A 21,759-nucleotide genomic window follows, 5' to 3' on the forward strand; every position below is an offset into this window, starting at 1 on the left:
AATCGGGAATCGGGAATCGGGAATCGGGAATCGGGAATCGGGAATCGGGAATCAGAAAGAGTAGGAAATAGTGCTTTTTTTTGTATTAGTATCAATTAATTTTGTTATAACGGATTAATGCTATACAAATAGACATTATTTTATCTGTTTATATTGTGGTTATTTACTAAATTAATATAGAAAAAAATGTTTAAATTATTCAACGATAATACTCTTTTTTAGACAGTAATTAAAACCGGTTTTTTTTTAATCCCGTTTTAGATACTTATGATGTATAGCAATCCGTGTAGGAATTGTGATAATTTTTGTTCCCGACTCCCGACTCCCGATTCCCGACTCCCGATTCCCGACTCCCGATTCCCGATTCCCGACTCCCTTTACTAAATCTTCGATCCTCGACCTGTCCAAAACAATTGATAATTAACTTGGGTAATGTCCATGTCTCCCCACCCTTACCACAGCGGTAGAGAGAGACTTATGACATCCCCCAAGGGTCCACCACTAGTTAAACCGAAAGCCCCAGGGCTGATTTTATGGATTTACAGATTATCGAACGAGATGGTAGACGATACCTTCCTACCGAGCAGTTGTCGATGACCGAATGGCCTCGGCTCACCACAAACCAACCTCTACCAACCCTTCCTCTCAAAGTAGATGACCTGTTTTTAATCACAGATACCCTAGGGAATATTTCGGGGAACTTAGAAAACGAAACTAAGAGCACAACCGGGTTATTTTGTCAAGATACACGCTTTATCTCTCGCTTAGAGTTACAAATTGAAGGGCAACTCCCCATTCCCCTTAGTAGCAGTGCTGAGGAAGGATTTGTCCTATCGGTCATGTGTTGCAATCCCCGTTCACCTAATCTTCCCCCAAAAACCCTAGGCATTCAGCGGCAGCTAGCCCTCCATGGTGGCTTATGGGAAGAAATTGTAATCACCAATTACGACACTCAACCCCTTAGCTTCAGCGTCAGCCTCAGTTTTGATGCCGATTTTAAAGACTGGTTTGAAGTCCGAGGTCATCAGCGACAGCAACGGGGAACTTTGCTGCGTTCACTACCCCCTGATATCGATATCGATTTAGATACCCTGTTAACCCTAAGTGAGTTCAACACCAATACTATCAACCTAGCTTACCAGGGACTGGATAATTCCCTGATTGAATCTCAGATCTACTTTATGCACCGTCTCCCAGACACCTACAAAGGGAACACAGCGGTTTGGGAGTTGTGCCTTCAGCCTGGCGCTACTGAAACCTTAGGCTATCGAGTGGAACTGGTCACCCACAAAGCGCGAATCACTACAGCTAAACCTCCAACTACCCTTGAACAAGCTAAGACCGCTAACTTACTCCAAAACCAGGAATGGTATAAACGGGTAACTCACATTAGCTCAGATAATGAAACCGTTAACCAATTGATTTCTCGGGCAACACGAGACATCTTTTTACTAAGGCAGACTATTAATGGCTGCACAGTTCTGTCTGCAGGAGTACCTCGGTTTTCCACCTTGTTTGGTCGAGATTCCTTAATTGCTGCCTCACAAACCTTAATGCTTGACCCTACCATGGCCAAAGGGACTCTGGAAATTTTAGCCCAGTACCAAGGCCAAGAGGATAACCCATTGCGGGATGAGCAACCGGGTAAGATTTTGCATGAACTCCGGGTTGGGGAATTGGCTCGCTGTCGGGAAATTCCTCACACTCCCTACTACGGTACAGTTGATGCTACCCCACTGTGGCTGATGCTCTATGGCGAGTACTATGCTTGGACCAATGACACAACTACCCTAGACTTGCTTTGGCCCCATGCTTTGGCTGCCATGGATTGGATTGATAGTCAATCTCAGCAAAACGGCTATCTCTGTTATCAGCGCCAGTCCAAAAAGGGTTTGCGTAATCAAGGGTGGAAGGATTCCGGTGATTCCATGGTCACTCGTGATGGTTCCCTAGCAACGGGAGCGATCGCATTATGTGAAGTCCAAGCTTATGTCTATGGCGCTAAAGTTAGGCTAAGCCATCTGGCCAGGATCAAGCAGCGAATTGATTTAGCCGAGCGTTGGGAAAACCAAGCCAAGGAGCTCAAGCAACGCTTCAATCAGGATTTTTGGCTAGACGACCTAGACTTCTGTGCCTTAGCACTAGATGGAGAAGGAAAACTCGTAGATAGCATAACCTCCAATCCTGGTCATTGCTTGTCATTGGGTATTTTTACTCCAGAAAAAGCAGCTAGTGTAGCAAAGCGGCTGTTAGAACCAGATATGTTTAATGGTTGGGGGATTCGTACCCTCAGTAATCAATCCGCTGCTTACAACCCGATCAGCTATCATGTGGGCTCAGTCTGGCCTCACGAAAATTCCTTGATTGCGCTGGGATTGCGTACGCTAAATCAAGTCGATCAAGCCTTAGAAATTGCCAAAGGCATGATTGACATGACAGTGGAGCAACCCTACTATCGTCCTCCAGAACTATTCTCTGGTTACCAGCGCACTCCCAACAGCTCTCCGGTCAAGTATCCAGGAGCCTGTCCTCTCCAAGCCTGGGCAACTGGCAGTATTTTCCAACTGCTGCAAATGATGGTGAATTTGGAACCGGATGCTCCAGGAAACAATTTACATATTTTCAAACCAACTTTACCAAATTTTATCAATCAACTCTTAGTTCGTAACTTGCGCATTGGCTCAACGGTGCTAGACTTGCAATTGGAACGAGCTGACACAACCACCACCTGTAAAGTGGTCAAAAATTCCGGTAACCTCACGGTTGTGATCGAAAGCTAATCCAGTTAATAGCAAAGGGAAAAGACAAAGCATAGCGCTATAAATTTGTCCGGCGTGACAGAGGTAAGGCTTTCATAGAATTGACCCTTACCACTGAGCGCTGATCTCCCACGCACTTCTATACTTGCCCAGTTCAGATTATCTGGAAACTGTCGTGACTATTAGTGCGTGGGAGTTGAAACCTATTGTTCAGGGTGTTTGAGTGTAGGTGGGGTATCGGCAGGCGCGCACTATCATGGGAATTTAATTCTTCATGGTAAGAGCGCACCTAACCAAATATTAATCACAATTCAAAGCTTAATTGTTTCCATGTATTTTCCAACTGCCTTGTCGATCTAGGGGAATCATGTAAATATGGCGGTTGCTTACTTAAAGCTTGGCACACCCCGCCCTAATTCAAATCACGATAGTGGGGTAAGCTATTGCCCCACTGCCAGAAGATCCCAAGGAGTGAGCCAATCTCCCACGACAATCCTACTTCCTGCTAGCCAAGGGCGCTTAGCAAGAGTAGGTTACAGACCCACCATGGACAAGACACGCTAAGTTACTATGTCTAGTTTGTTACGAGCTGTTCTCCAAAGTAACGAGAAAGCTGATTTGCGTCAGTTTATCAGCCAACTGCGATCTGAACAAGAGCAGTACTTTCTAAGGAATCAGATTCTGCAAGCGTTTGATAATTACTGCACTACTCATGACAAGCCTGCTTACTTTAAAAGAACTTCCTCTATCGCCGAACTACTGAACTATACCCACGAAATTATTCTGGAAGAGAAAAACCTTTGGCTTCTCCTGCGGACAAGGGTTGCTTCTCAAGAAATCTATCGGCTGGCAGCGGATTTGACCAGTTTTGAACCAATGCCAGTGGAGGAGTTACTAAGCTTACGCGATCGCTGGGTTAAGCGCTACTTCCCAGAAAAAGGGGGTCTGCTAGAAATTGATGTTGGTCCGTTTTACAAAAATACTCCTACAATTCGTGACCCGAGAAAAATTGGCAATGGACTGGAGTTTCTTAACCGTTACTTATCTAGCCAATTATTTGCTGACTCTAAGCAATGGCTAGAAGAGCTGTTGAAAAACTTACGAGCACACCACTACGACCAGACCCCATTACTGCTCAATAACCGGATTGACTCAACTACCCAACTCTTTGAAAAGCTTAAGGAAGCACTAAAATTAGTCGGGGATCTACCAGCTCACACTCCCTATGAAAAGTTTCGCTTCGAGCTTCAAGTCCTCGGTTTTGAAGCAGGTTGGGGTAACACTGCTGGTCGAGTGCGAGAAACCCTAGAACTCCTTGAGCGGTTAATGGACGCTCCTGATCATGCAGTACTCGAAGCCTTTATTTCTCGTATTCCCCTAATCTTTCGGGTTGTTCTGGTTTCCGTTCATGGCTGGGTTGGCCAAGAAGGAGTCCTTGGTCTTCCCGAAACCGCTGGTCAAGTGGCATACGTCATTGACCAAGCCAGTAGCCTGGAACAAACAATCCAAAACAATATTAAACTCTCAGGTCTTGACGTTCTGGGCGTCGAACCAAAGGTGATCGTTCTGACTCGCCTAATTCCCAACTGTGAAGGAACCCAGTGCAATCTACGCCTAGAAAAAATCCAAGGCACCAGCAACGGTTGGATTTTGCGCGTTCCTTTCCAGGAATTTAACCCAAACGTCACCGACAACTGGATTTCCAAATTTGAGATCTGGCCCTATCTCGAATCCTTTGCCTTAGATTCAGAAAAAGCCCTGCTAGAAGAATTCCAGGGTAGTCCAGACTTAGTTATCGGAAACTATTCCGATGGCAGTTTAGTTGCGTTTCTGCTGGCGAGACGCCTAAACGCTATCCATGGCAGTATTGCTCACACCATGGAAAAGCCTAAATATCTGTTTAGTGACCTCTACTGGAAAGACTTTGAGTCCCAATACAACTTCTCCATACAATTCACCGCTGATTTAATTGCGATGAATTCAGCAGATTTCATTCTGACCAGTACCTATGAGGAGCTTGTGGGAACACCAAACAGTGTAGGCTACTACGAGTCTTACAAGTCTTTCAGTATGCCCGAACTGTATCATGTGGTGAATGGGATTGAGTTATTCAGCCCCAAATTTAATGTGGTACCACCAGGGGTCAACGAAAACATTTTCTTTCCCTACACTCAGACATCAGACCGGATTGCCCACGAGAGTGAACGGGTTAAAGACTTGCTGTTGACCAAGGAAGACCCCGAAATTATCGGCTATCTCAACAGTCCTAAGCAGCGCCCGATTCTCAGCATTGCGCCCCTAACCTCAATCAAGAATCTGACTGGCTTAGTGGAATGCTTTGCTAGTTCAAAAGAACTTCAGCAACAGTGCAACCTAATTTTAATCACTAGCCATGTCAGGGTTGAGGACGCCACTGATCCAGAAGAGAAAGGGGAAATCGAGAAGCTCAACCAGCTAATTAAGCAATACCATCTTCAAGGCAAAATTCGATGGATCGGACTACGGCTGACCACCCCCGATATCGGCGAATCCTACCGAGTGATTGCTGATTTGGGGGGAATTTTAGTCCATCCTGCTCGCTTTGAAGCCTTTGGTCTCACGGTTTTAGAAGCCATGGTCTCCGGTTTACCAACATTTGCCACTCAATTTGGTGGACCATCAGAGATTATTCAAAACGGCGATAATGGGTTTCTCATTAATCCCACAGACTTGCAAGGGACTGCCGAAAAACTCCAGGAATTTATCTCAAAGTGCGAACACACCCCTGACTATTGGCAGAAAATTTCTCAAGCAGGTATCAAGCGAGTTCGGGATAAATACAATTGGCAGTTGCATACCAAGCAGCTCCTCTCACTCGCAAAAATTTACGGATTCTGGAGTGAAACCTCTAAAGAAAGCCGAGAAACTCTGCTGCGCTACCTAGAAGCTTTGTTCTATCTGATTTACAAACCCAGAGCGACAAACTTACTAGCCAAGCATAGCTCGCGTTAATCAGAGATTATGGGCTATAAAAAAGTGAGGAGGGAGAGCAGAAAGCATCACAACTGAATGGTTGAGCTGACTGTTTCTAAAGTAATGCTTAAAAGCCTTCAAGTTCTACTGATTTTAAGCTAATAAGAACTCACTCTTAGTTAATTCCCTGGTAATTTTCGGTTAATCCGGAATTTGCTAGCTAAGATGCACCGTAATGGACATTAGTCCCCTCGTTGTAATGGTTACGACACCTACGAAAGACCGCCAGTTCGTAGCCCTGTCCCTAGTAGTTAAGGTGAGGGAAAAATGTGCTGCTAGCCCAACAAGCCTTTACAACATTTCCCTTCGCGGAAGCGGGACGAAGTCCGACAAACGTTACTCCTAATCTCAGTTGCACAAAACCCGTGCAATCATGGAGGCTGATTCTAGAAATTACTACTTATAGAAATTACTAGTTATTAAGCCTCCTATCCTTAACTGACTTCAACTTATCGTCCGATGTCGGCTACTAACAGCTAACCAAAGATTTGTTGATCTGTCAGTTAATGCGGAAATCGCATAATTATTAGTGAATTCACTAATTATGGGCAATGTGCCTGAGCCAATAAGTATTTCAATTAATTGCTAGTAGCCTTCCCTTGACAGCAGGGGTTTAGGTTGTCGGGTATGGGGTATGGGCAACATTTGGTGTTAGTGATCCGAGTTTCAAGGGTGGCGTTGTGCCATCTTCTGTTCACACCCCCATCACCCCTATCTCCCACTCCCATTACCCTACACCCGTTTGCCCCACAAGCGAAGGGAAGCGTTTGACCTCACTCAATGAAGCACCTACCACAGCAACACTAACGACTAACTATGGATGCCAAAGTATCGTCCCCATCTACCTCTAACCACATCTACAGCGACTGGACAGTAACTGAAACCAAGTTTGATCCGACTCAATTGCACTACAAAGAAACCGTTTTTACCATTGGCAATGGTTACCTCAGTACCCGAGGTAGCTTTGAAGAAGGGTATCACGGTGCATGGCCAATGACATTGATTAATGGTGTCTACGACGATGTGCCAGTTGTCTATACTGAACTGGCTAATTGTCCTGATTGGCTACCTATCGTGATAGTTGTAGAAGGTGAACGCTTTCGTCTTGATCAAGGCGAGATCTTGCACTACGAACGTCAACTTGACCTGCATCGAGGCAAGCTAACTCGTGATTTGCGTTGGCGTAGTCCTGGTGGTAAGACTATCGATATCCATGTCGAGCGTTTTGCCAGTATGGCTGATGACCATGTGTTAGCCCTTCGCTTTCAAATCACTCCGGTGGATTTCGATGGAGCCATCGAAATTCAAGCCAGCATCAATGGCTACCCAGATAACCAAGGGGTGCTACACTGGGAATGGTTGAAACAGGGTCAGATTTCAACCGGAACTAACCAGACATCAGAAGGAGGTATCTGGTTACACGTTCGCACCCGTCATACGGGTATCGAACTGGGTATGGCTTCGAGAGTCAGTGTAAGTGGTGTTGATGATGCCAAAATACAGCTAAAGGGTTGTGAAGGTCACCCCACCTTAGCTACTAGCTTACAAGTGCGCTCAGGACAGCTAGTCACCCTGGATAAAGTAATTAGTGTGTTCACATCTCGGGACACCAAAACCCCAGAAAAGGTAGCCCAGGAACACCTGGTGAACCAACCAGATTATCTAACCCTATTCTCTCGACATGAGGCAGCTTGGGATAAGATTTGGCAAGATAGTGATGTTGTCATTGAAGGGGACCTCAACGCTCAGATTGCTATACGCTACAACTTGTTCCAACTTTTCATTAGTGCTCCTCGTCATGATGACCGGGTGAATATTCCCGCTAAAACCCTTTCTGGTTTTGGCTATCGGGGTCACGTTTTCTGGGACACAGAAATTTTTATGCTGCCGCTGATGATATTAACTCAGCCCCAGATTGCCAAGAATTTGCTGACCTACCGTTACCATACTTTACCTGGGGCAAGGCGTAAAGCTAAGCTTCAGGGCTATCCGGGAGCCGTTTACGCCTGGGAAAGTGCTGACACCGGTGACGAAGTAACCCCTCGTTGGGTTCTCTCTGCTGAGAAGGATGGAGACCCGATCCGAATTTGGTGTGGCGATCGCGAACTGCACATCACTACTGATGTCGTCTATGGTATCTGGAAATATTGGCAGGCTACCGGTGATGATGACTGGGTGCTACGCTACGGTGCTGAGATTATCCTAGATACAGCGGTATTCTGGGGAACTCGGGTTGAGTGGAATGGTAAACGGGAACGCTATGAACTCCGGGATGTGATTGGTCCGGATGAATACCACGAAGGGATAGACAACAATGCCTTCACCAACCGCATGGTTCAATGGCACCTAGAGACTGCTCAGTTCGTCCTAGACTGGTTGCGTCGGGAACATCCACAGAAAGCTAAAGAACTCGAAGAAACACTGGAGCTAACCCCAAGCCGAGTTAGTCTGTGGTCTGAAATTATCCGTCGGATGTGGATACCCTATGACCATGAAAAGGACTTAATCGAACAGTGTGAGGGGTTCTTTCAAATTGAAGATATTAACCTGGAAGATTACGAGCCACGTACCCGTTCCATGCAGGCTCTCCTTGGCATTGAGGGAGCAAGTAAAAAGCAAGTACTCAAGCAGCCAGATGTCTTGATGTTGCTATACCTGATGCGGGAGCAATACGGTGTAACCTCTAACCCAGAGAAATATCGGGAAATTTTGCAACGAAATTGGGACTACTATTCTCCTCGCACCGATCACACCTATGGTTCGTCCCTCGGTCCTGCGGTTCACGCCATCCTCGCCTGTGAATTAGGAAAGACAGAGGAAGCTTATGTACACTTTATGCGGGCAGCGATGGTAGACCTAGAAAATGTGCGGGGTAACGCTCATGAAGGAATTCATGGTGCTTCCGGTGGTGGTCTATGGCAAGCTATAATCTTTGGATGCGCTGGGATCAAGTTCACAGACGATGGACCTGTTGCTATTCCCCACTTCCTACCGGGCTGGACACGTCTCAAGTTTAAGCTGCAATGGCGTGGAAAGAAGTACGAGTTTGATCTCAATCCAGAAACCAGTACTCAAACAGCACAATCTGAGGCTACCATCTCCCCAAGTTCTCGACCCCCCGGCTCTCCAGCTCAAATCCAGGGTGTGATTTTTGACTTAGATGGCGTAATCACCGATACGGCAGAATATCATTACCAAGCTTGGCAAAAACTAGCCGATGAACAGGGTATTCCCTTTAATCGCGAGGCCAACGAAGCACTGCGGGGCCTTTCACGTCGAGAGTCCCTGATGGCACTTCTGAATGGTCGCTCAGCCACAGAAGACCAACTCCAAGAGATGATGGATCGCAAAAATAAGTACTATTTGGAACTGATCAAGAACATCTCTAAGGCTGACTTACTACCTGGAGCTCTAGAGTTACTGACTGAACTCAAGGAAGCTGGTATAAAAGCTGCGATTGGCTCCGGTAGCAAAAATGCCAAGGAAGTTATGGAACGATTGGGTATTAGCGATCGCATTGATTCAATTTCTGACGGCTACAGTGTGACCCGCTCTAAGCCAGCACCAGATCTCTTCTTGCACGCAGCACAGCAGTTGGGATTGGAACCCGCTTATTGTGTAGTAGTAGAAGATGCCGGGTCTGGTGTCGAAGCCGCTCTAGCTGCTGGTATGTGGGCTGTAGGACTTGGTCCAGTTGAACGAGTTGGAGCAGCTCACCTGGTGTTACCCAGTCTCGAAGGCGTACACTGGAGCAACCTCCACAAACAATTGGCAGGGAATCGTTTAATTCCTTGTTAGGGTATTTAAAACTAAATATTTGGAACTAAATTGGCTGGGTGAATTAGACTTCACCCAGCCATATTTGTTGAGTTATAGTCCTGAGTACTAAGTAGCAAGTGCTGATTAATATCAATCAGTTTAAGATAAATCAGTTGCTGTCATTGTTTCTTATTCAGAACTCAATGAACTTAGCAACTCAGGACTTCTCTATTTCGTTTTTATGTTTGGAGTGAATTACCACCATTGCTTGCGACCTATAGGTAGGCTAGTCGAGCTAGTAGTGATCTGGTTCGCAGGGATTTTTCCTTAACTAGATTGAACTAGATTCTTTCAAAACTGTATATGGTTGTTCCTACTGGCCTTCACGTTTTCATAGTAATAGATTCACCGCACTTAAAAGTGCCGTGGTGGGCTACATCTCCCCCATGAATATGGGGAATGGGGAATTTTGTGTCCCGATTTCCTATAATTATCTGGAAAAGGCGAAAAGCGCTGATCTAAACGATTAAACTGCACTGACAGGGGCTGAAGTTTTGGGATTAGCTTACTTATGCTGTTCTAGCACTTTCTGATAAGCTGCTTCATAGCCATCAACCATATTGGGAACACTGAAGGTCTCTTCCACATACTTACGGCACTCTTCCCGAGAGAGTTTCAAAGCCTCTGGAATGGCAGCGTTCATATCCTCAGGATTGGCACAGATTATGCCAGTTCTCTTGTCGGCTACCACCTCCGGTACAGCGCCAAAGTTCGTGGCAATCACTGGAGTGCCAACACACATTGACTCAATCATCACCAAACCAAAAGGTTCAGGCCAGGTAATCGGAAAGACGGTCAGGCTAGCTTTGGATAATAATTCCACCTTCTCTTCGTGGCTGACTTCACCCAAGTATTGAATTTGTTTACCGTCAATTTGGGGAGCAATTTCTTCTTCAAAGAATTCCCGGTCAACTACATCAACTTTGCCCGCCATTTTCAAGTTCCAGCCAGTTTCACGGGCAATTCTGATCGCATGATGAGGTCCTTTCTCCTTGGACAAACGACCCAAAAACCCTAAGTAGGGGGGGTCATCGGCTGGTGTTTGATTGAAGGGATAATCCTTTATCTTAACACCATTGTAAACGGTACCAACATAATTCATCTCTGGTCCAGATGACCGCTGATGATTACTGATGCTAATATGGGGTATGTGGCTGTATCGCGCATAAGCCTTGCTAATATCATTGCCGAAGCGACCATGCATGGTATGAACTACAGGGGTCTTATACAAGTCAATTACCGGAAAGGTAATCATCCCTGTGTGAAAGTGAATTAGGTCAAACTCATCAGCCACCTCGCCTATCTGAGCCAATTGGAGTAGTTCGTAGACTACCGGTGCCTCTACTGAGGGGTCAAGGCGCAACGCCTGAGGAGCCACAGACTTTAGTTTAGCCTTAGTGATGGAATCTCCAGACGCAAATAGGGTAACATCGTGACCGCGACGAACTAATTCATCAGTGAGTTGGCTAACCACTAGTTCGATACCACCATAGCCTGGTGGGGGAACTCTCTCCCATAACGGGGAAACTTGAGCTATCCGCATATCATAGTCCTCCAAAAATCTTCTAAATTAGCTTGATTGAGAGCTAGTAAAACTTAAGACAGTGCTTCTATCACAAATAAAAACTGATTCTGTTATCTTACAGAAAGTTTTTAGCTTTTGGGAAGAAGCTAGGCCTAATCTATCTACATTCCCCGGGAGTAAGTCAGCACCCTACAGGTTTAGGTAGGTAATTTAATTTAAGTTTTATTTAACTTTATGAAGAAATATTAGCTTACGATAAGTAATCTATCAAGCCCGATGTTGGTGAATTCAGCCAAATCTCCTAACCCAGTCCTTAGAACCTAACAGGGTAACAACCCACTTGAAAAGTATACAGGGTGACGAGTGTAGGGTGAGCCTGTAGGGTGAATCAGTTTGGGGAAAGCCGGTGTGGCGTGTAGGAACAGGATTTACTGAGTGAGGGTAATGGCGATTAGCCCTTCGGGGGGTGGTCTAAGCCCCAGGGCCAAATCCTCAAAATTCGTAATCTTTTACAACTACACAATGTGGTGAGTAGTAAGGAATGTCGGTTTTAGGAACCTTAGTCCCATAACCCACGCTTCCCTTGTAGCGGAGGTAGCACCTAGAGCTAACCGTGCCTCATCCTTAAGAGCAATTCCTCTCTTGCTAACCCTACGGGTATAACGAGAGACGGGGCGTATAAAGTGCGGAACCTGCGTCCGCACACAGCCCCTCAGGAATTGCGTCTTTAACGATAAATGTGCTAGAATTAGAAAGGTCAATGACCCACCCGAGACGATGGATTCAGACAGCCTATACGAGCGAAGTCCAGTAACCTGGCGGCGCAGCAAAATCGGTAGACCGGGAAAAGAGGATGGGGCAATGGAAGTCCAACCCTTGAATCAAAAAGTACATCAATACTTACTTTGTCAAAAATCGACACATGAAAACCGCAGGGCTTGCGGGGATAGTCTGTGGAGCGAGCGTAAGACCAGAAAACCCCTTAAGGTGCGCTTTCCGTAGGCGAATTAAATTCGCCACGGGTCGCACCTGAGGGTGGAGGCTGTTGCTATGAAGCAGAAACTTAAATCGTGAGGTTTAGGAATCCCCCGCTATAATCGCGAGATTTAGCGGTGGGAGGATGTCAAGAGCTACTTCGTCTGACCAGCTGAGTTAGCTGTTTGATATTCATCAAGCGCATAGTTTGCTGCTCCGAGTCAGCTTTAATCCAGCCCTTACTCTCGAGCTTTTCCATAATTTTGGTAGTATCATCTACACTGATATCTGTGATATCAGCTAAGTCTTGATAGGAAATGTTATAGATTTCTGTGCCTTTTTCAGTGATTTCACCGTAATTGTCTGCCAAACCAACTAGAGTATTGACTAAATTAACCGCTGGAGGTTTATAGCGATTTTGTAACCGGACATTGCTCTGACGTAACCGCCGCACCATCAGTTGTAACATGCGATGGTGCAACTGGGGATCTTTAAAGAGAGTTTGAATAAAGCGTTGCGCAGAAATGGTCAGTAGTCGCACGTTCGACATGGCAACGATATCGGTTGAGCGGGGAGATTCATCAAGAATTGCCATTTCACCAAAAAAGTCACCCCGACCCAAAATTGCCAGTGTGACATCGTTTTCACCGCGTAAGTGTCGTACTTTAACCCAGCCGGAGACAATAAAGTAAACAGCATTACCCCAAGCATCCTCCATGATGATAGCTCGGTCGGTCGGGTACTCATGCTCCACCGCAATGGATTCAAACCATTCTAAGGTTTCTGGGCTAGCTGTATTAAATAGTGGGAAAAGCTCACTATAAGCTGTAGTCTGCATTAGGGTTCTTTAAGCTGAGATTGAAGGTAATGATACGCAGTAGTCACGATCTGGGAGTGCTTGGACACAACAAGCCTAGCAGTGATAGTGGTTAAGCACATTCTATTAAAATAACTCTATTCAACCAACAGGTAAGTAAGGGTGAATACTGATGATACTATCAGCTATGGACTGTTGAGTGTAAATGTTTGATTGTAGTAGGAGAGTCTTTTTTTTCTAGAGTATGAACCTATTAACGACTAGAAGGTAGTTAGAGCATCCCGAATGTAAAACCCTCTATCAGTTAATTCTGCGACCCAAACAACTTGACTATACTATCTTTAACACTAGCTATTCCCGTTGTTTTAACCCCAGGTTCAATTTGGAATTGCATCTCTAATAGCACCAGCCCATCTCTGACCATAATGAACTAGCCCTGAACTAACGGTTACTTTTTTTTTTACTATCCATAGGGTTAAGGAACGTACTGTATTTTAAAATCCTGACTAACCGGTTTTTTTGAACTTGTGGCTCAGAATCTAAATTACAAACATCATTTATCAGGGATTTAATAGTCAATTATTTCTTAGTTTGTATTTTTATAATGGTATCGACCTTACCATTACTATTTCAGTATATCCGATACTCTCTGGAAGTGTTAAGATATAGGGTAAAAAAAATTGTGTTTTGGCTTACTCTTCCTAACTATGGATAGAGTAGCAGGGAAATTACCTCGACCACTTTTTGTTAAAGAAGCTGACCGCCAACAAATTCACACAAACTTTAGCTACCGTCCACTAACCTCTATTGAAACACGGTTTCCCTGGTCCGAATCTGCCTCTGGTGAGCCTGGGCAATTTTCTGTTTCCGATTTTGGGCAATGACTTTAACTAGTATAAAAGGATTAATACCATGTTCATTAGCATAGCGTAAGATATCTTGCAGCTCTTCTTCGGTAAAATTAACAGTTGGCTGAGAGTGGGTAGATGGCTGATTGTTGCTATTTTGACTCATAATCCTGGTTTGCCAATAGGTTGAAGGTTGTAGATGTATCCCTGACTTGCCATAGCAGTTGGTTGAAAGATTTTGAGCTGACGTTGTAAGATCCCTGCTCATCGGTAGCTATAACCCAGCTATACTTTCAGCGGTCAGAAGAGCGAGCTACTTTCCGGCTGCGCCAGCAGCTATTAACTTGTTAGCTGTACGGAGATCAGAGCTGAAGCTCCATAGCTGAACCAAATGCTAAGTTTATACCCAAAGGAATTATAAGCGTGCATATGGTCAAGCAATTTGAGATGATTGGCTTTAAGTTTGTAATACGGTTTCGATATTCCTTGATAGTTTGGCTTGGATTAGATCGTTTTCCATACTCAGCTGTTAATGATTAACCACTAACGACTAAACGAATGACTATAATCCTAACGAACGACGATGGGATAGATGCTCCCGGAATTAAAGCACTAGAGCAAGCGGTCAACGGTAACGGTAATTTTGTCATTATCGCTCCGAAGGAGCATCATTCAGGCTGTGGCCATCAGGTGACTACATATAAACCGATTCAGGTCCAACGTCGGTCAAACTATGAGTATGCAGTGTCTAGTACCCCAGCCGATTGTACTCGCCTTGCAATATCACATATTATACCAGAGGTAAAGTGGGTTCTGTCAGGTATTAATGCTGGCGGTAACTTGGGGGTTGATGTTTACATTTCTGGTACAGTGGCGGCGGTTAGAGAAGCGGCGATACAGGGAATACCAGGTATTGCGATTTCCCACTGGATTAAAAAACCTTGGGTGATTAATTGGGAGGTGGCTAGTCGTTGGACAGCTAGGGTGTTGGCGGATTTGTTGAATCGCCCGATTGCTGCTGGTACTTACTGGAATGTGAATTTACCTCACTTGGAACCGGGTTCACCAGAGCCAGAGGTGGTATTTTGTGAACCGAGTACTCAACCGTTACCGACAAAGTATCGTGTGGAGGGGGATCACTACTATTATGAGGGGGAGTATGACAAACGCGATCGCGCTCCTGGTACTGATGTGGATGTGTGTTTTTCGGGTAATATTGCTGTGACTCAGTTGCGACTTTAAAGAATCAGGACTTACCCAAAACTGGGCACCAAACGCCTTTAGGTAGTAGGTGCCCCTACTAGTAGAGCAACTCTCCAAGTCCTGGGAGCGATGCAGCGCGGTCTTGGGAAGGCAGCGCGGTCTTGGGGGTTCCCCCCATGAGCGACTGCCGTGGTTTCCCCCACTCGCTATTGCATCAAGACAATGCTATGGGTGGTTTAGTTTGGAACCACGAAGGCACAAAGTACGCGAACAGGGGATTAATCCATAGCGTGAATCACAGTTTTTAGTAATTAGTTACCATGCGAATTTTAATCATGGGTGGTACCCGGTTTGTTGGGGTTTATTTAACCAAGGTTTTGGTGGAGATGGGCCATGAGGTGGTGCTGTTCAATCGGGGAAATAAGCCAGCGCCACTGCCAGGAGTCCAACAGATTCATGGCGATCGCAAGGATCCCAATCAGCTCAAGGAAATGTTATCGTCTCAAGAGTTTGATGGCATTTTCGATAATAATGCTCGGGAGTTGAGTGATACTCAACCGTTAGTGGAAATTTTTAAAGACCGGGTGCAGCATTTTGTGTATATGAGTTCGGCTGGGGTGTACTTAAAGTCTGACCAGTTACCCCATCTCGAAGGAGATCCAGTTGATCCCAATTCTCGCCACAAGGGTAAACATCATACTGAGGCTTACCTACAAGAACTTGGGGTGCCATTTACCGCGATTCGTCCAACTTATATCTATGGTCCCCAAAATTATAATGATGTTGAAGCTTGGTTTTTTGACCGGATTGTTCGCGATCGCACTATTCCCATCCCTGGTAATGGCATGCACATTACTCAGTTAGGTCATTGTCAGGACTTGGCGAGGGCAATGGCCGCAGTACTGGGGAATCCCGAAGCGATTGGGAAAATTTACAATGTGTCCGGGGAACGCTATGTCACCTTTGATGGTTTAGCACGAACCTGTGCTATGGCCTGTGGTAAGTCGGCTGATGAGGTTAAGCTCGTGCATTATGACCCGAAGCAGTTTGATTTTGGCAAGCGCAAGGCTTTTCCATTTCGATTACAGCACTTTTTTGCTGATATCCATAAGGCTAAGACGGAACTTAACTGGCAACCGGAGTATGATTTGCTTTCGGGACTGAAGGATTCTTTCGAGAAGGATTATCTCGCTTCAGGTCGGGATCAAGCTGACGTGGATTTTGCCGTTGATGACCAGATATTAGCAGGTAACAGGTAAACTAAACCAGAGATTAAGGTTAGGAGCACCGATAGCCAGAAAAGGACTAGGGATGGGATGATCCAGGTGTCGGGAGTTGGTGCAATTAAAAGTGCGATCGCACTAATTTGGCTGACGGTTTTGAGTTTACCCCAGATATTGGCTCCCTGTATGCTAGCGCTACCGGATAACTTGGGGTTCACTCGCCAACCTGCGATCGTTAACTCCCGTGCCAAAATCAAACAGACTCCCCAAGCGGGTACCTGACCTAGCTCAATTAATGCTAGTAGGGGCGCTAGTACCAAAAATTTATCCACTAACGGGTCAAGGAATTTTCCTAAATCAGTAATTTGGTTCAGTTTACGAGCTAGATAACCATCTAACCAATCCGTTCCAGCCGCAAGGACAAAGATCCCTAAACTAATCCAGCGGCTTTGGTCAGTTGGGTGATTCAGGAAGTATAAGATAAAGGGCAACCCCAGTAAGCGGGAAAAGGTAATCCAGTTAGGCAGACTCATTCTGGTAATGGGTAATCGGTAATCGGTAATGGGTAATTGGTTACTTACAATTTTCCGTAAGCATATGCGCGAAGCGCAGGCTACGCCAACAGCTATCAGCCAAAGGCTTTGGCCTTTGGGCCACCCTACGGGAATGGCCACGCTACTTGAGGTGCTTTTACGCTTTAACCTACCCTACACTGGACACCAAGGGCGAACAACCTTCAAACTAAACCAATAGCTAATACCTTACGGTTCAACAATCGAACCCATGAACAAAATTGCTCCAGTTTTATTGTCCCGAACAGTACAGAAAAAAGGACGATTAACCACTATATTAAATGGTTGATCTATACTAATGGAAGTCGAAACAATACCGATAGAAGTAGCAGCGGCTGCTTCAGTGCCTTCTTCATTAACTTCTACAAAGGTTTTGTGCTTGACTTGACTAATGGCTGCTGATTCAGAGGTCAGATTAGAAAAATCAGCGTTATCGGTAAACGCCACATCCATTCCCAAAGCTTTTAAGGAATTATTGAGTTTAATATCGTATTCAAATTTAAAGCGGGGTAGCCGAATTGACCCATCTCGCGACTTAAACTCTTTCATCCATTGTAGCCAGTTTTCCGCTGTGAGTTGTTGTTGAAATTCTGCCAAGCTGCTCCCTTCACGGGGTAAGAAAACATATAAACTCAGCCGTTCTTTACCGTAGGGAATACTTACAGCTTGAAAGTCATCATTTTCATAGTACTGATACTTCCCATACTGATACATCATTGGGTGTTGCTTTTGGTTTACATCAGAGATATAAAAAGCTTGATCAGACGTTTGACTCTTATCGAATTCTCTGGTCCAGCTGCCTTTGAAATAGATGGCATTGATTAAGAAGAGTAAATCATCTGCTTGAGTGCGCTCGACAATCGTTTTAATTTTGCCATTTGTGTTCTTTTTGACCCAACGGTTAATTTCTTTGGCAGCCTTGGCACTACTAAAATTAAGTTCTGTGACCTCTGCTTTGTAGAATTCCTGGTTGTTTTTAATAAATTTGGGGTTGATGTCAATGCCTTGGTTAGCCCACAGGGAGTTGGCAATGGACAGCTGGACATCAGGGTCAGCATTTTCCAAGCTAGCTTTTAAGGCGTTATTCCCCTGATTGAGTTGATCTAGACTCAATCCCTCTAATTCTAGGACTTTTGCCATAGCCTCTTGAGTCTCGCCGCTGGCACCGTTGTAAGCCATGTCTAGGGCAATGGCGATACTGGTGGGAGAGACAAAAACATTCTTGTTAGTGTCCTGCTTGAGAATTTCTGAGAATAGCTTGAAGCCAAATTTAGTATTAGCGTCTACAAGATTGGTATCTACGTCTAGAGTTGGTTGCTGGTCAGCTGAAATTGATTCTTTCCTTGGTTCGGAGTTAGGCATAGGGTCAAGGGCATTGGTTTTTTCCGACACACACCCCAATATACCTGTAAGCAGGATGCTGACTGCCATAACAGTGGCTATACGACTAAGTATTTGATGGTTCATTTGATCGTCTCCGTTGCTAATACCCTGTTCTAATATGACCATTACAGGATAATTCAGTTCCATTAGTTACGGTTTTTGCTACGGGTAAGAGGGTAATCCGTAATGGGGAATAACGATATAATCGTGGTGTTTAACAGTCTAAATACCAGTATAAATAACCTAATTTGGACATAACTAACGTTATGCAGGAGTCATGATTTCATAAGTTGTCAAGGTTTTAATGGCTCGACACTTCTGGACTTTTCGGTATTTTTTTTTCCCTCACATACCTCAAGTCTTTCAAGTTAGCGTTTTTGTTATCCCTGACCAGAAAGTGCTGCACAAAAGGCTATTTGTCTCCTAGGGAATTATAGTCACGTTTAGGCAACTATTACTATAACTTACTGATCTTCCAGATTTTTTGCCCTTGACAGCCACAATATTTTAATGCTATGGTATAATATTATGAATAAAAACTATACTCCAGATTCTGCTGAGCAACAACTAAATCAAACACAAAACCATACATTAAGCAAACCAGATCACAAACATCGGATATCTACGATGAAGTTGACGAATAACACACCCTGCCTCCACTAGTATCAGGCTAGTGGAGTTTTTTGATCGAGATCACCTGATGCTCAGATTGACTAGATCGACCAAAACAAGCAAGTTTATAAAAATTTATATGAAATAACACCAAAAATTGACATTACACCAACACCAAATCATACTTGATTGGCCAATAATAATAATTGAGAACACAAAGAGAAAAGCACACCCCGCTAGTCTGGCCGCTAGCGGGGATTTTTTTTTACCGGATCTACGGCCAGGAGCCAGGCCACTTGACCAGTAAGGCTCAAAACTGGGTAAATTCATCAGGTCTAAGCTTTAGCCCCATCTTTGCTTACAGAAACATATTCCGAAACGTGTCCAGATTGCTGGCTGCAAGCATACCTGCCAGGAAGCCAAATAAATGTCCTTGCCAGGAGATCCCTGTTTCACCAGGCAATAAACCTCTGAGTGTAAAACCATAGACACCACCAATAGCGATAGAACCTATGACTAACAGGGAGTTACCTTCTAAATACCCCTGTGCGATCAGAAAAGCTACATACCCAAAAACTAGACCGCTTGCGCCATAAGAGACCGTGTTAGGTGAACCAAGTAGCCATTCAGCCAAACCACCAATCAAGACTATCGCCAAGGTCACGACCCAGAAATCATCGGTTCCTCGTAACAATACCCAACAGCCAAGGAGCGCAAACGGAATAGTGTTTCCGATCAAGTGTTTCCAGTCTTTGTGCAAGAAGGGTGAAAACAAAATACCAACTAGCCCAAGCCAAGTGCGGGGTTGGATACCAAACTTTTCGTTCAGTGCTCCCCCGCATAAGACTAAATTGACAAAACTTATAATCCAGGCATAAAGAACCAAATCACCCACCGCCTGGAAGTTGTCACCCCAAGCATTTCGGAATTGATTAATCCAATCAAATATACTTGTCATACTTCACCCGGTAGCCTGCACGCTCATATTTATCTTTAATACTATAATTTATATAGCGTTAGTCATAGTAATAAGGTAAACAGGATTTTTTCCCTATTGTCTATTGTCTATTGTCTATTGCCTATTGCCTATTGCCTATTGCCTATTGTCTATTGCCTATTGCCTATTGTCTATTGCCTATTGCCTATTGCCTATTGCCTATTGCCTATTGCCTAAAACCTAAAACCTAAAACCTAAAACCTAATAATTGGTACCTCACCCAATCGCAAACTGCTATATATATAATTGATAATGAGTGCCAATTCAAGGTTATCCCAAGGTAATTGGATCATGAGTGTATATTCAGAGTTGGTTTTTCCCCGATTGATGGACTGGGCTATGTCTGACCCGGTATTAACCAAGTATCGTCAAGAGGTTTTATCTGAGGTGTCTGGGCAAGTATTTGAAATTGGCTTTGGCACAGGATTAAATTTAAGTTATTACCCCAAGCACCTGCAAAAACTGACAACTATTGATGTTAATCCTGGGATGAATTATGTAGTTAAAAAACGTATTAATGAATCGGAAATTACTGTTGATTTTCGGGTGCTAAATGGTGAAAGTTTACCGATGGCTGATAATAGCTTCGATAGTGTAGTTAGCACCTGGACATTGTGCAGTATTACTAAAGTAAATCAGGCTATAGAAGAAATTTATCGGGTGCTCAAACCAGGGGGAAAGTTCTTTTTTATTGAGCATGGAATAAGTGATGAGTCTAAGGTTCAGGTTTGGCAAAATCGCTTGACCCCTTTACAAAAGATTATTGCGGATGGCTGCCATCTAAATCGTAATATCAAACAGCTGGTTGAAAATCACTTCCAGATTCTGACGTTAGAAGAGTTTTATGAACCAAAATTTCCTAAGGTTATGGGCTATATGTATAAGGGTGTTGCTCAGAAGTCTTGTGAGCATTAAGCGGTCAGCCCTCAGCAGTCAGTGGTCAGCCCTCAGCTGAGGTAACTCAGATTAAACCAATGCTTATTGTTTTATTAAAAACCTGATAGCTGATAGCTGATAGCTGATAGCTTACATAGGTATATTACTTCCAACAGAAAATAAATTATTACCCTATTAACTATCTCGATTTAATGCTGACATTACAGCTTGCTGGCTGACTATCTGATAAATTCCTTTGAGATACTGCATCACACGAGGGTCAGCTCCTCCTAGAGGAATTGTTCCTAAGACATCGAGGACGGTTCCACTATCTGTTGGTGGTGCAATTACCACGAGGGAAGAATCGAGGGGCTGATCGTATTGCCAAAATTGCTGAATATTGACTGAAGTTTCAGGATCGCCGATTGCTGATTCCCCCTCTTCCCTGTTTTGATCAGGGTTTTGATCATCGGAAGTGAGATTTGGGATTGAGGATGGCTGCTCTGTGGCGGACGTTTCCCCTGTTTGACCACTCCGTAATTTACGCAAGGCATCAAGGATTTGTTCTTTGGTGCTTCCCCGCAACTGGAACAAAACAAAGGGGTCTTCGCTGAAGCGATCGCCTAATTCATAGTATACTGCTGCGATATGCTTACAAGGATTTTTGGGATCGGGGCAATTGCATCGGGAACGAACGTCGGAGAGGGTGAAGGGAAATAAACTTAAACCATTGGAAGTAAATACTTCTTCGATATTATGGGGCATTTCTCCTGCTAATAACTGAGCTGAGTAAATTGCTTTACTTGCCAGGGTTTGCACCACATAATTCCAGTCTTCATCGGTAAAGGGTTCGATGGAAATGGTTAATTCATAGGGCTCCGGAGCAGTTCCTTGAACTTTGGCGACTACTTGTGGTCCTAGGAAGTCAATACTGAGAATGTTTCCTTCTTTGGCATAGATACGTCCCCGTTCCAAACGCTTTTTGAAGCGATAGGAATTGAGTAAATCATTCCAACGTTCTACCCACCATTCTTGGGTTTCGATTTCGTAGTTTGTCATTTATATAGCAAAGGGAGTAGGGAGTAGGGAGTAGGGAGTAGGGAGTAGGGAGTAGGGAGTAGCTCACAGGGGTAGGTTT

15 protein-coding genes are annotated in these 21,759 nt (G+C 44.5%); 8 read left to right on the forward strand and 7 right to left on the reverse strand.

What is annotated here, in order from left to right:
- Positions 1–295 precede the first annotated feature (295 nt).
- The 4 genes from AC4II3_RS20005 (at position 296) to pgmB (ending at position 9,569) form a co-directional block, all read left to right on the forward strand.
- Complete coding sequence (locus tag AC4II3_RS20005; RefSeq protein ID WP_488010237.1) at positions 296–424, forward strand: hypothetical protein; 129 nt, start codon at positions 296–298, stop codon at positions 422–424.
- Between the two features lie 109 nt (positions 425–533).
- A complete protein-coding gene (locus AC4II3_RS20010) occupies positions 534–2,780 on the forward strand; it encodes an amylo-alpha-1,6-glucosidase (protein ID WP_488010236.1) in 2,247 nt (748 codons plus the stop codon).
- Between the two features lie 549 nt (positions 2,781–3,329).
- On the forward strand, positions 3,330–5,750 hold the full coding sequence (locus tag AC4II3_RS20015) for a sucrose synthase (protein WP_488010235.1): 2,421 nt from the start codon (positions 3,330–3,332) through the stop codon (positions 5,748–5,750).
- Positions 5,751–6,587: 837 nt separating this feature from the next.
- Positions 6,588–9,569 carry a beta-phosphoglucomutase gene (gene pgmB, locus AC4II3_RS20020; protein ID WP_488010234.1) on the forward strand — a complete coding sequence of 994 codons (2,982 nt, stop codon included), beginning with the start codon at positions 6,588–6,590 and terminating at the stop codon, positions 9,567–9,569.
- Positions 9,570–10,095: 526 nt separating this feature from the next.
- Here pgmB and AC4II3_RS20025 read toward each other — a convergent pair.
- Complete coding sequence (locus tag AC4II3_RS20025; protein ID WP_488010233.1) at positions 10,096–11,133, reverse strand: glycosyltransferase family 4 protein; 1,038 nt, start codon at positions 11,131–11,133, stop codon at positions 10,096–10,098.
- A 759-nt stretch (positions 11,134–11,892) separates the two neighbouring features.
- Between AC4II3_RS20025 and AC4II3_RS20030 the strand changes: the two genes are divergently transcribed.
- Positions 11,893–12,117 carry a hypothetical protein gene (locus tag AC4II3_RS20030; RefSeq protein ID WP_488010232.1) on the forward strand — a complete coding sequence of 75 codons (225 nt, stop codon included), beginning with the start codon at positions 11,893–11,895 and terminating at the stop codon, positions 12,115–12,117.
- A 121-nt stretch (positions 12,118–12,238) separates the two neighbouring features.
- Here the strand turns inward: AC4II3_RS20030 and AC4II3_RS20035 are convergent, their stop codons facing one another.
- Together AC4II3_RS20035 and AC4II3_RS20040 are read right to left on the reverse strand one after the other, a co-directional pair.
- Positions 12,239–12,928 (reverse strand): Crp/Fnr family transcriptional regulator, encoded by a 690-nt coding sequence (locus tag AC4II3_RS20035; RefSeq protein ID WP_488010231.1) that lies wholly within the window; start codon positions 12,926–12,928, stop codon positions 12,239–12,241.
- Positions 12,929–13,711: 783 nt separating this feature from the next.
- Complete coding sequence (locus tag AC4II3_RS20040; protein ID WP_490722875.1) at positions 13,712–13,921, reverse strand: hypothetical protein; 210 nt, start codon at positions 13,919–13,921, stop codon at positions 13,712–13,714.
- Positions 13,922–14,313: 392 nt separating this feature from the next.
- Between AC4II3_RS20040 and surE the strand changes: the two genes are divergently transcribed.
- Positions 14,314–14,997, forward strand: a complete 684-nt coding sequence (gene surE / locus AC4II3_RS20045; protein ID WP_488010229.1) for a 5'/3'-nucleotidase SurE — start codon at positions 14,314–14,316, stop codon at positions 14,995–14,997.
- Positions 14,998–15,278: 281 nt separating this feature from the next.
- Positions 15,279–16,217, forward strand: a complete 939-nt coding sequence (locus tag AC4II3_RS20050) for an NAD-dependent epimerase/dehydratase family protein (protein WP_488010228.1) — start codon at positions 15,279–15,281, stop codon at positions 16,215–16,217.
- Here the strand turns inward: AC4II3_RS20050 and pgsA are convergent.
- From pgsA to AC4II3_RS20065, 3 genes are all read right to left on the reverse strand, one after another.
- Entirely contained in the window at positions 16,163–16,714 is a 552-nt protein-coding gene (gene pgsA, locus AC4II3_RS20055) for a CDP-diacylglycerol--glycerol-3-phosphate 3-phosphatidyltransferase (protein WP_488010227.1), read from the reverse strand. The genes AC4II3_RS20050 and pgsA overlap by 55 nt on opposite strands.
- A 228-nt stretch (positions 16,715–16,942) precedes the next feature.
- Positions 16,943–18,283, reverse strand: a complete 1,341-nt coding sequence (locus tag AC4II3_RS20060; RefSeq protein ID WP_488029447.1) for a serpin family protein — start codon at positions 18,281–18,283, stop codon at positions 16,943–16,945.
- An 823-nt stretch (positions 18,284–19,106) separates the two neighbouring features.
- Positions 19,107–19,706 carry a rhomboid family intramembrane serine protease gene (locus AC4II3_RS20065; protein ID WP_488010225.1) on the reverse strand — a complete coding sequence of 200 codons (600 nt, stop codon included), beginning with the start codon at positions 19,704–19,706 and terminating at the stop codon, positions 19,107–19,109.
- 330 nt (positions 19,707–20,036) lie between these two features.
- Between AC4II3_RS20065 and AC4II3_RS20070 the strand changes: the two genes are divergently transcribed.
- Entirely contained in the window at positions 20,037–20,660 is a 624-nt protein-coding gene (locus AC4II3_RS20070) for a class I SAM-dependent methyltransferase (RefSeq protein WP_488010224.1), read from the forward strand.
- Between the two features lie 156 nt (positions 20,661–20,816).
- Here the strand turns inward: AC4II3_RS20070 and AC4II3_RS20075 are convergent, their stop codons facing one another.
- A complete protein-coding gene (locus tag AC4II3_RS20075) occupies positions 20,817–21,680 on the reverse strand; it encodes an SWIM zinc finger family protein (protein ID WP_488010223.1) in 864 nt (287 codons plus the stop codon).
- Positions 21,681–21,759 lie beyond the last annotated feature (79 nt).

Source organism: Moorena sp., from assembly GCF_982860115.1.

Bases quoted from the DNA above. Each gene is read 5' to 3' on its own strand.
- AC4II3_RS20035 (WP_488010231.1), bottom strand. From the start codon at position 12,928: ATGCAGACTACAGCTTATAGTGAGCTTTTCCCACTATTTAATACAGCT.
- AC4II3_RS20040 (WP_490722875.1), bottom strand. From the start codon at position 13,921: ATGAGTCAAAATAGCAACAATCAGCCATCTACCCACTCTCAGCCAACT.
- AC4II3_RS20010 (WP_488010236.1), top strand. From the start codon at position 534: ATGGATTTACAGATTATCGAACGAGATGGTAGACGATACCTTCCTACC.
- AC4II3_RS20060 (WP_488029447.1), bottom strand. From the start codon at position 18,283: ATGGAACTGAATTATCCTGTAATGGTCATATTAGAACAGGGTATTAGC.
- AC4II3_RS20075 (WP_488010223.1), bottom strand. From the start codon at position 21,680: ATGACAAACTACGAAATCGAAACCCAAGAATGGTGGGTAGAACGTTGG.
- surE (WP_488010229.1), top strand. From the start codon at position 14,314: ATGACTATAATCCTAACGAACGACGATGGGATAGATGCTCCCGGAATT.
- pgsA (WP_488010227.1), bottom strand. From the start codon at position 16,714: ATGAGTCTGCCTAACTGGATTACCTTTTCCCGCTTACTGGGGTTGCCC.
- AC4II3_RS20030 (WP_488010232.1), top strand. From the start codon at position 11,893: ATGGATTCAGACAGCCTATACGAGCGAAGTCCAGTAACCTGGCGGCGC.
- AC4II3_RS20070 (WP_488010224.1), top strand. From the start codon at position 20,037: ATGAGTGTATATTCAGAGTTGGTTTTTCCCCGATTGATGGACTGGGCT.
- AC4II3_RS20065 (WP_488010225.1), bottom strand. From the start codon at position 19,706: ATGACAAGTATATTTGATTGGATTAATCAATTCCGAAATGCTTGGGGT.
- AC4II3_RS20015 (WP_488010235.1), top strand. From the start codon at position 3,330: ATGTCTAGTTTGTTACGAGCTGTTCTCCAAAGTAACGAGAAAGCTGAT.
- AC4II3_RS20050 (WP_488010228.1), top strand. From the start codon at position 15,279: ATGCGAATTTTAATCATGGGTGGTACCCGGTTTGTTGGGGTTTATTTA.
- pgmB (WP_488010234.1), top strand. From the start codon at position 6,588: ATGGATGCCAAAGTATCGTCCCCATCTACCTCTAACCACATCTACAGC.
- AC4II3_RS20025 (WP_488010233.1), bottom strand. From the start codon at position 11,133: ATGCGGATAGCTCAAGTTTCCCCGTTATGGGAGAGAGTTCCCCCACCA.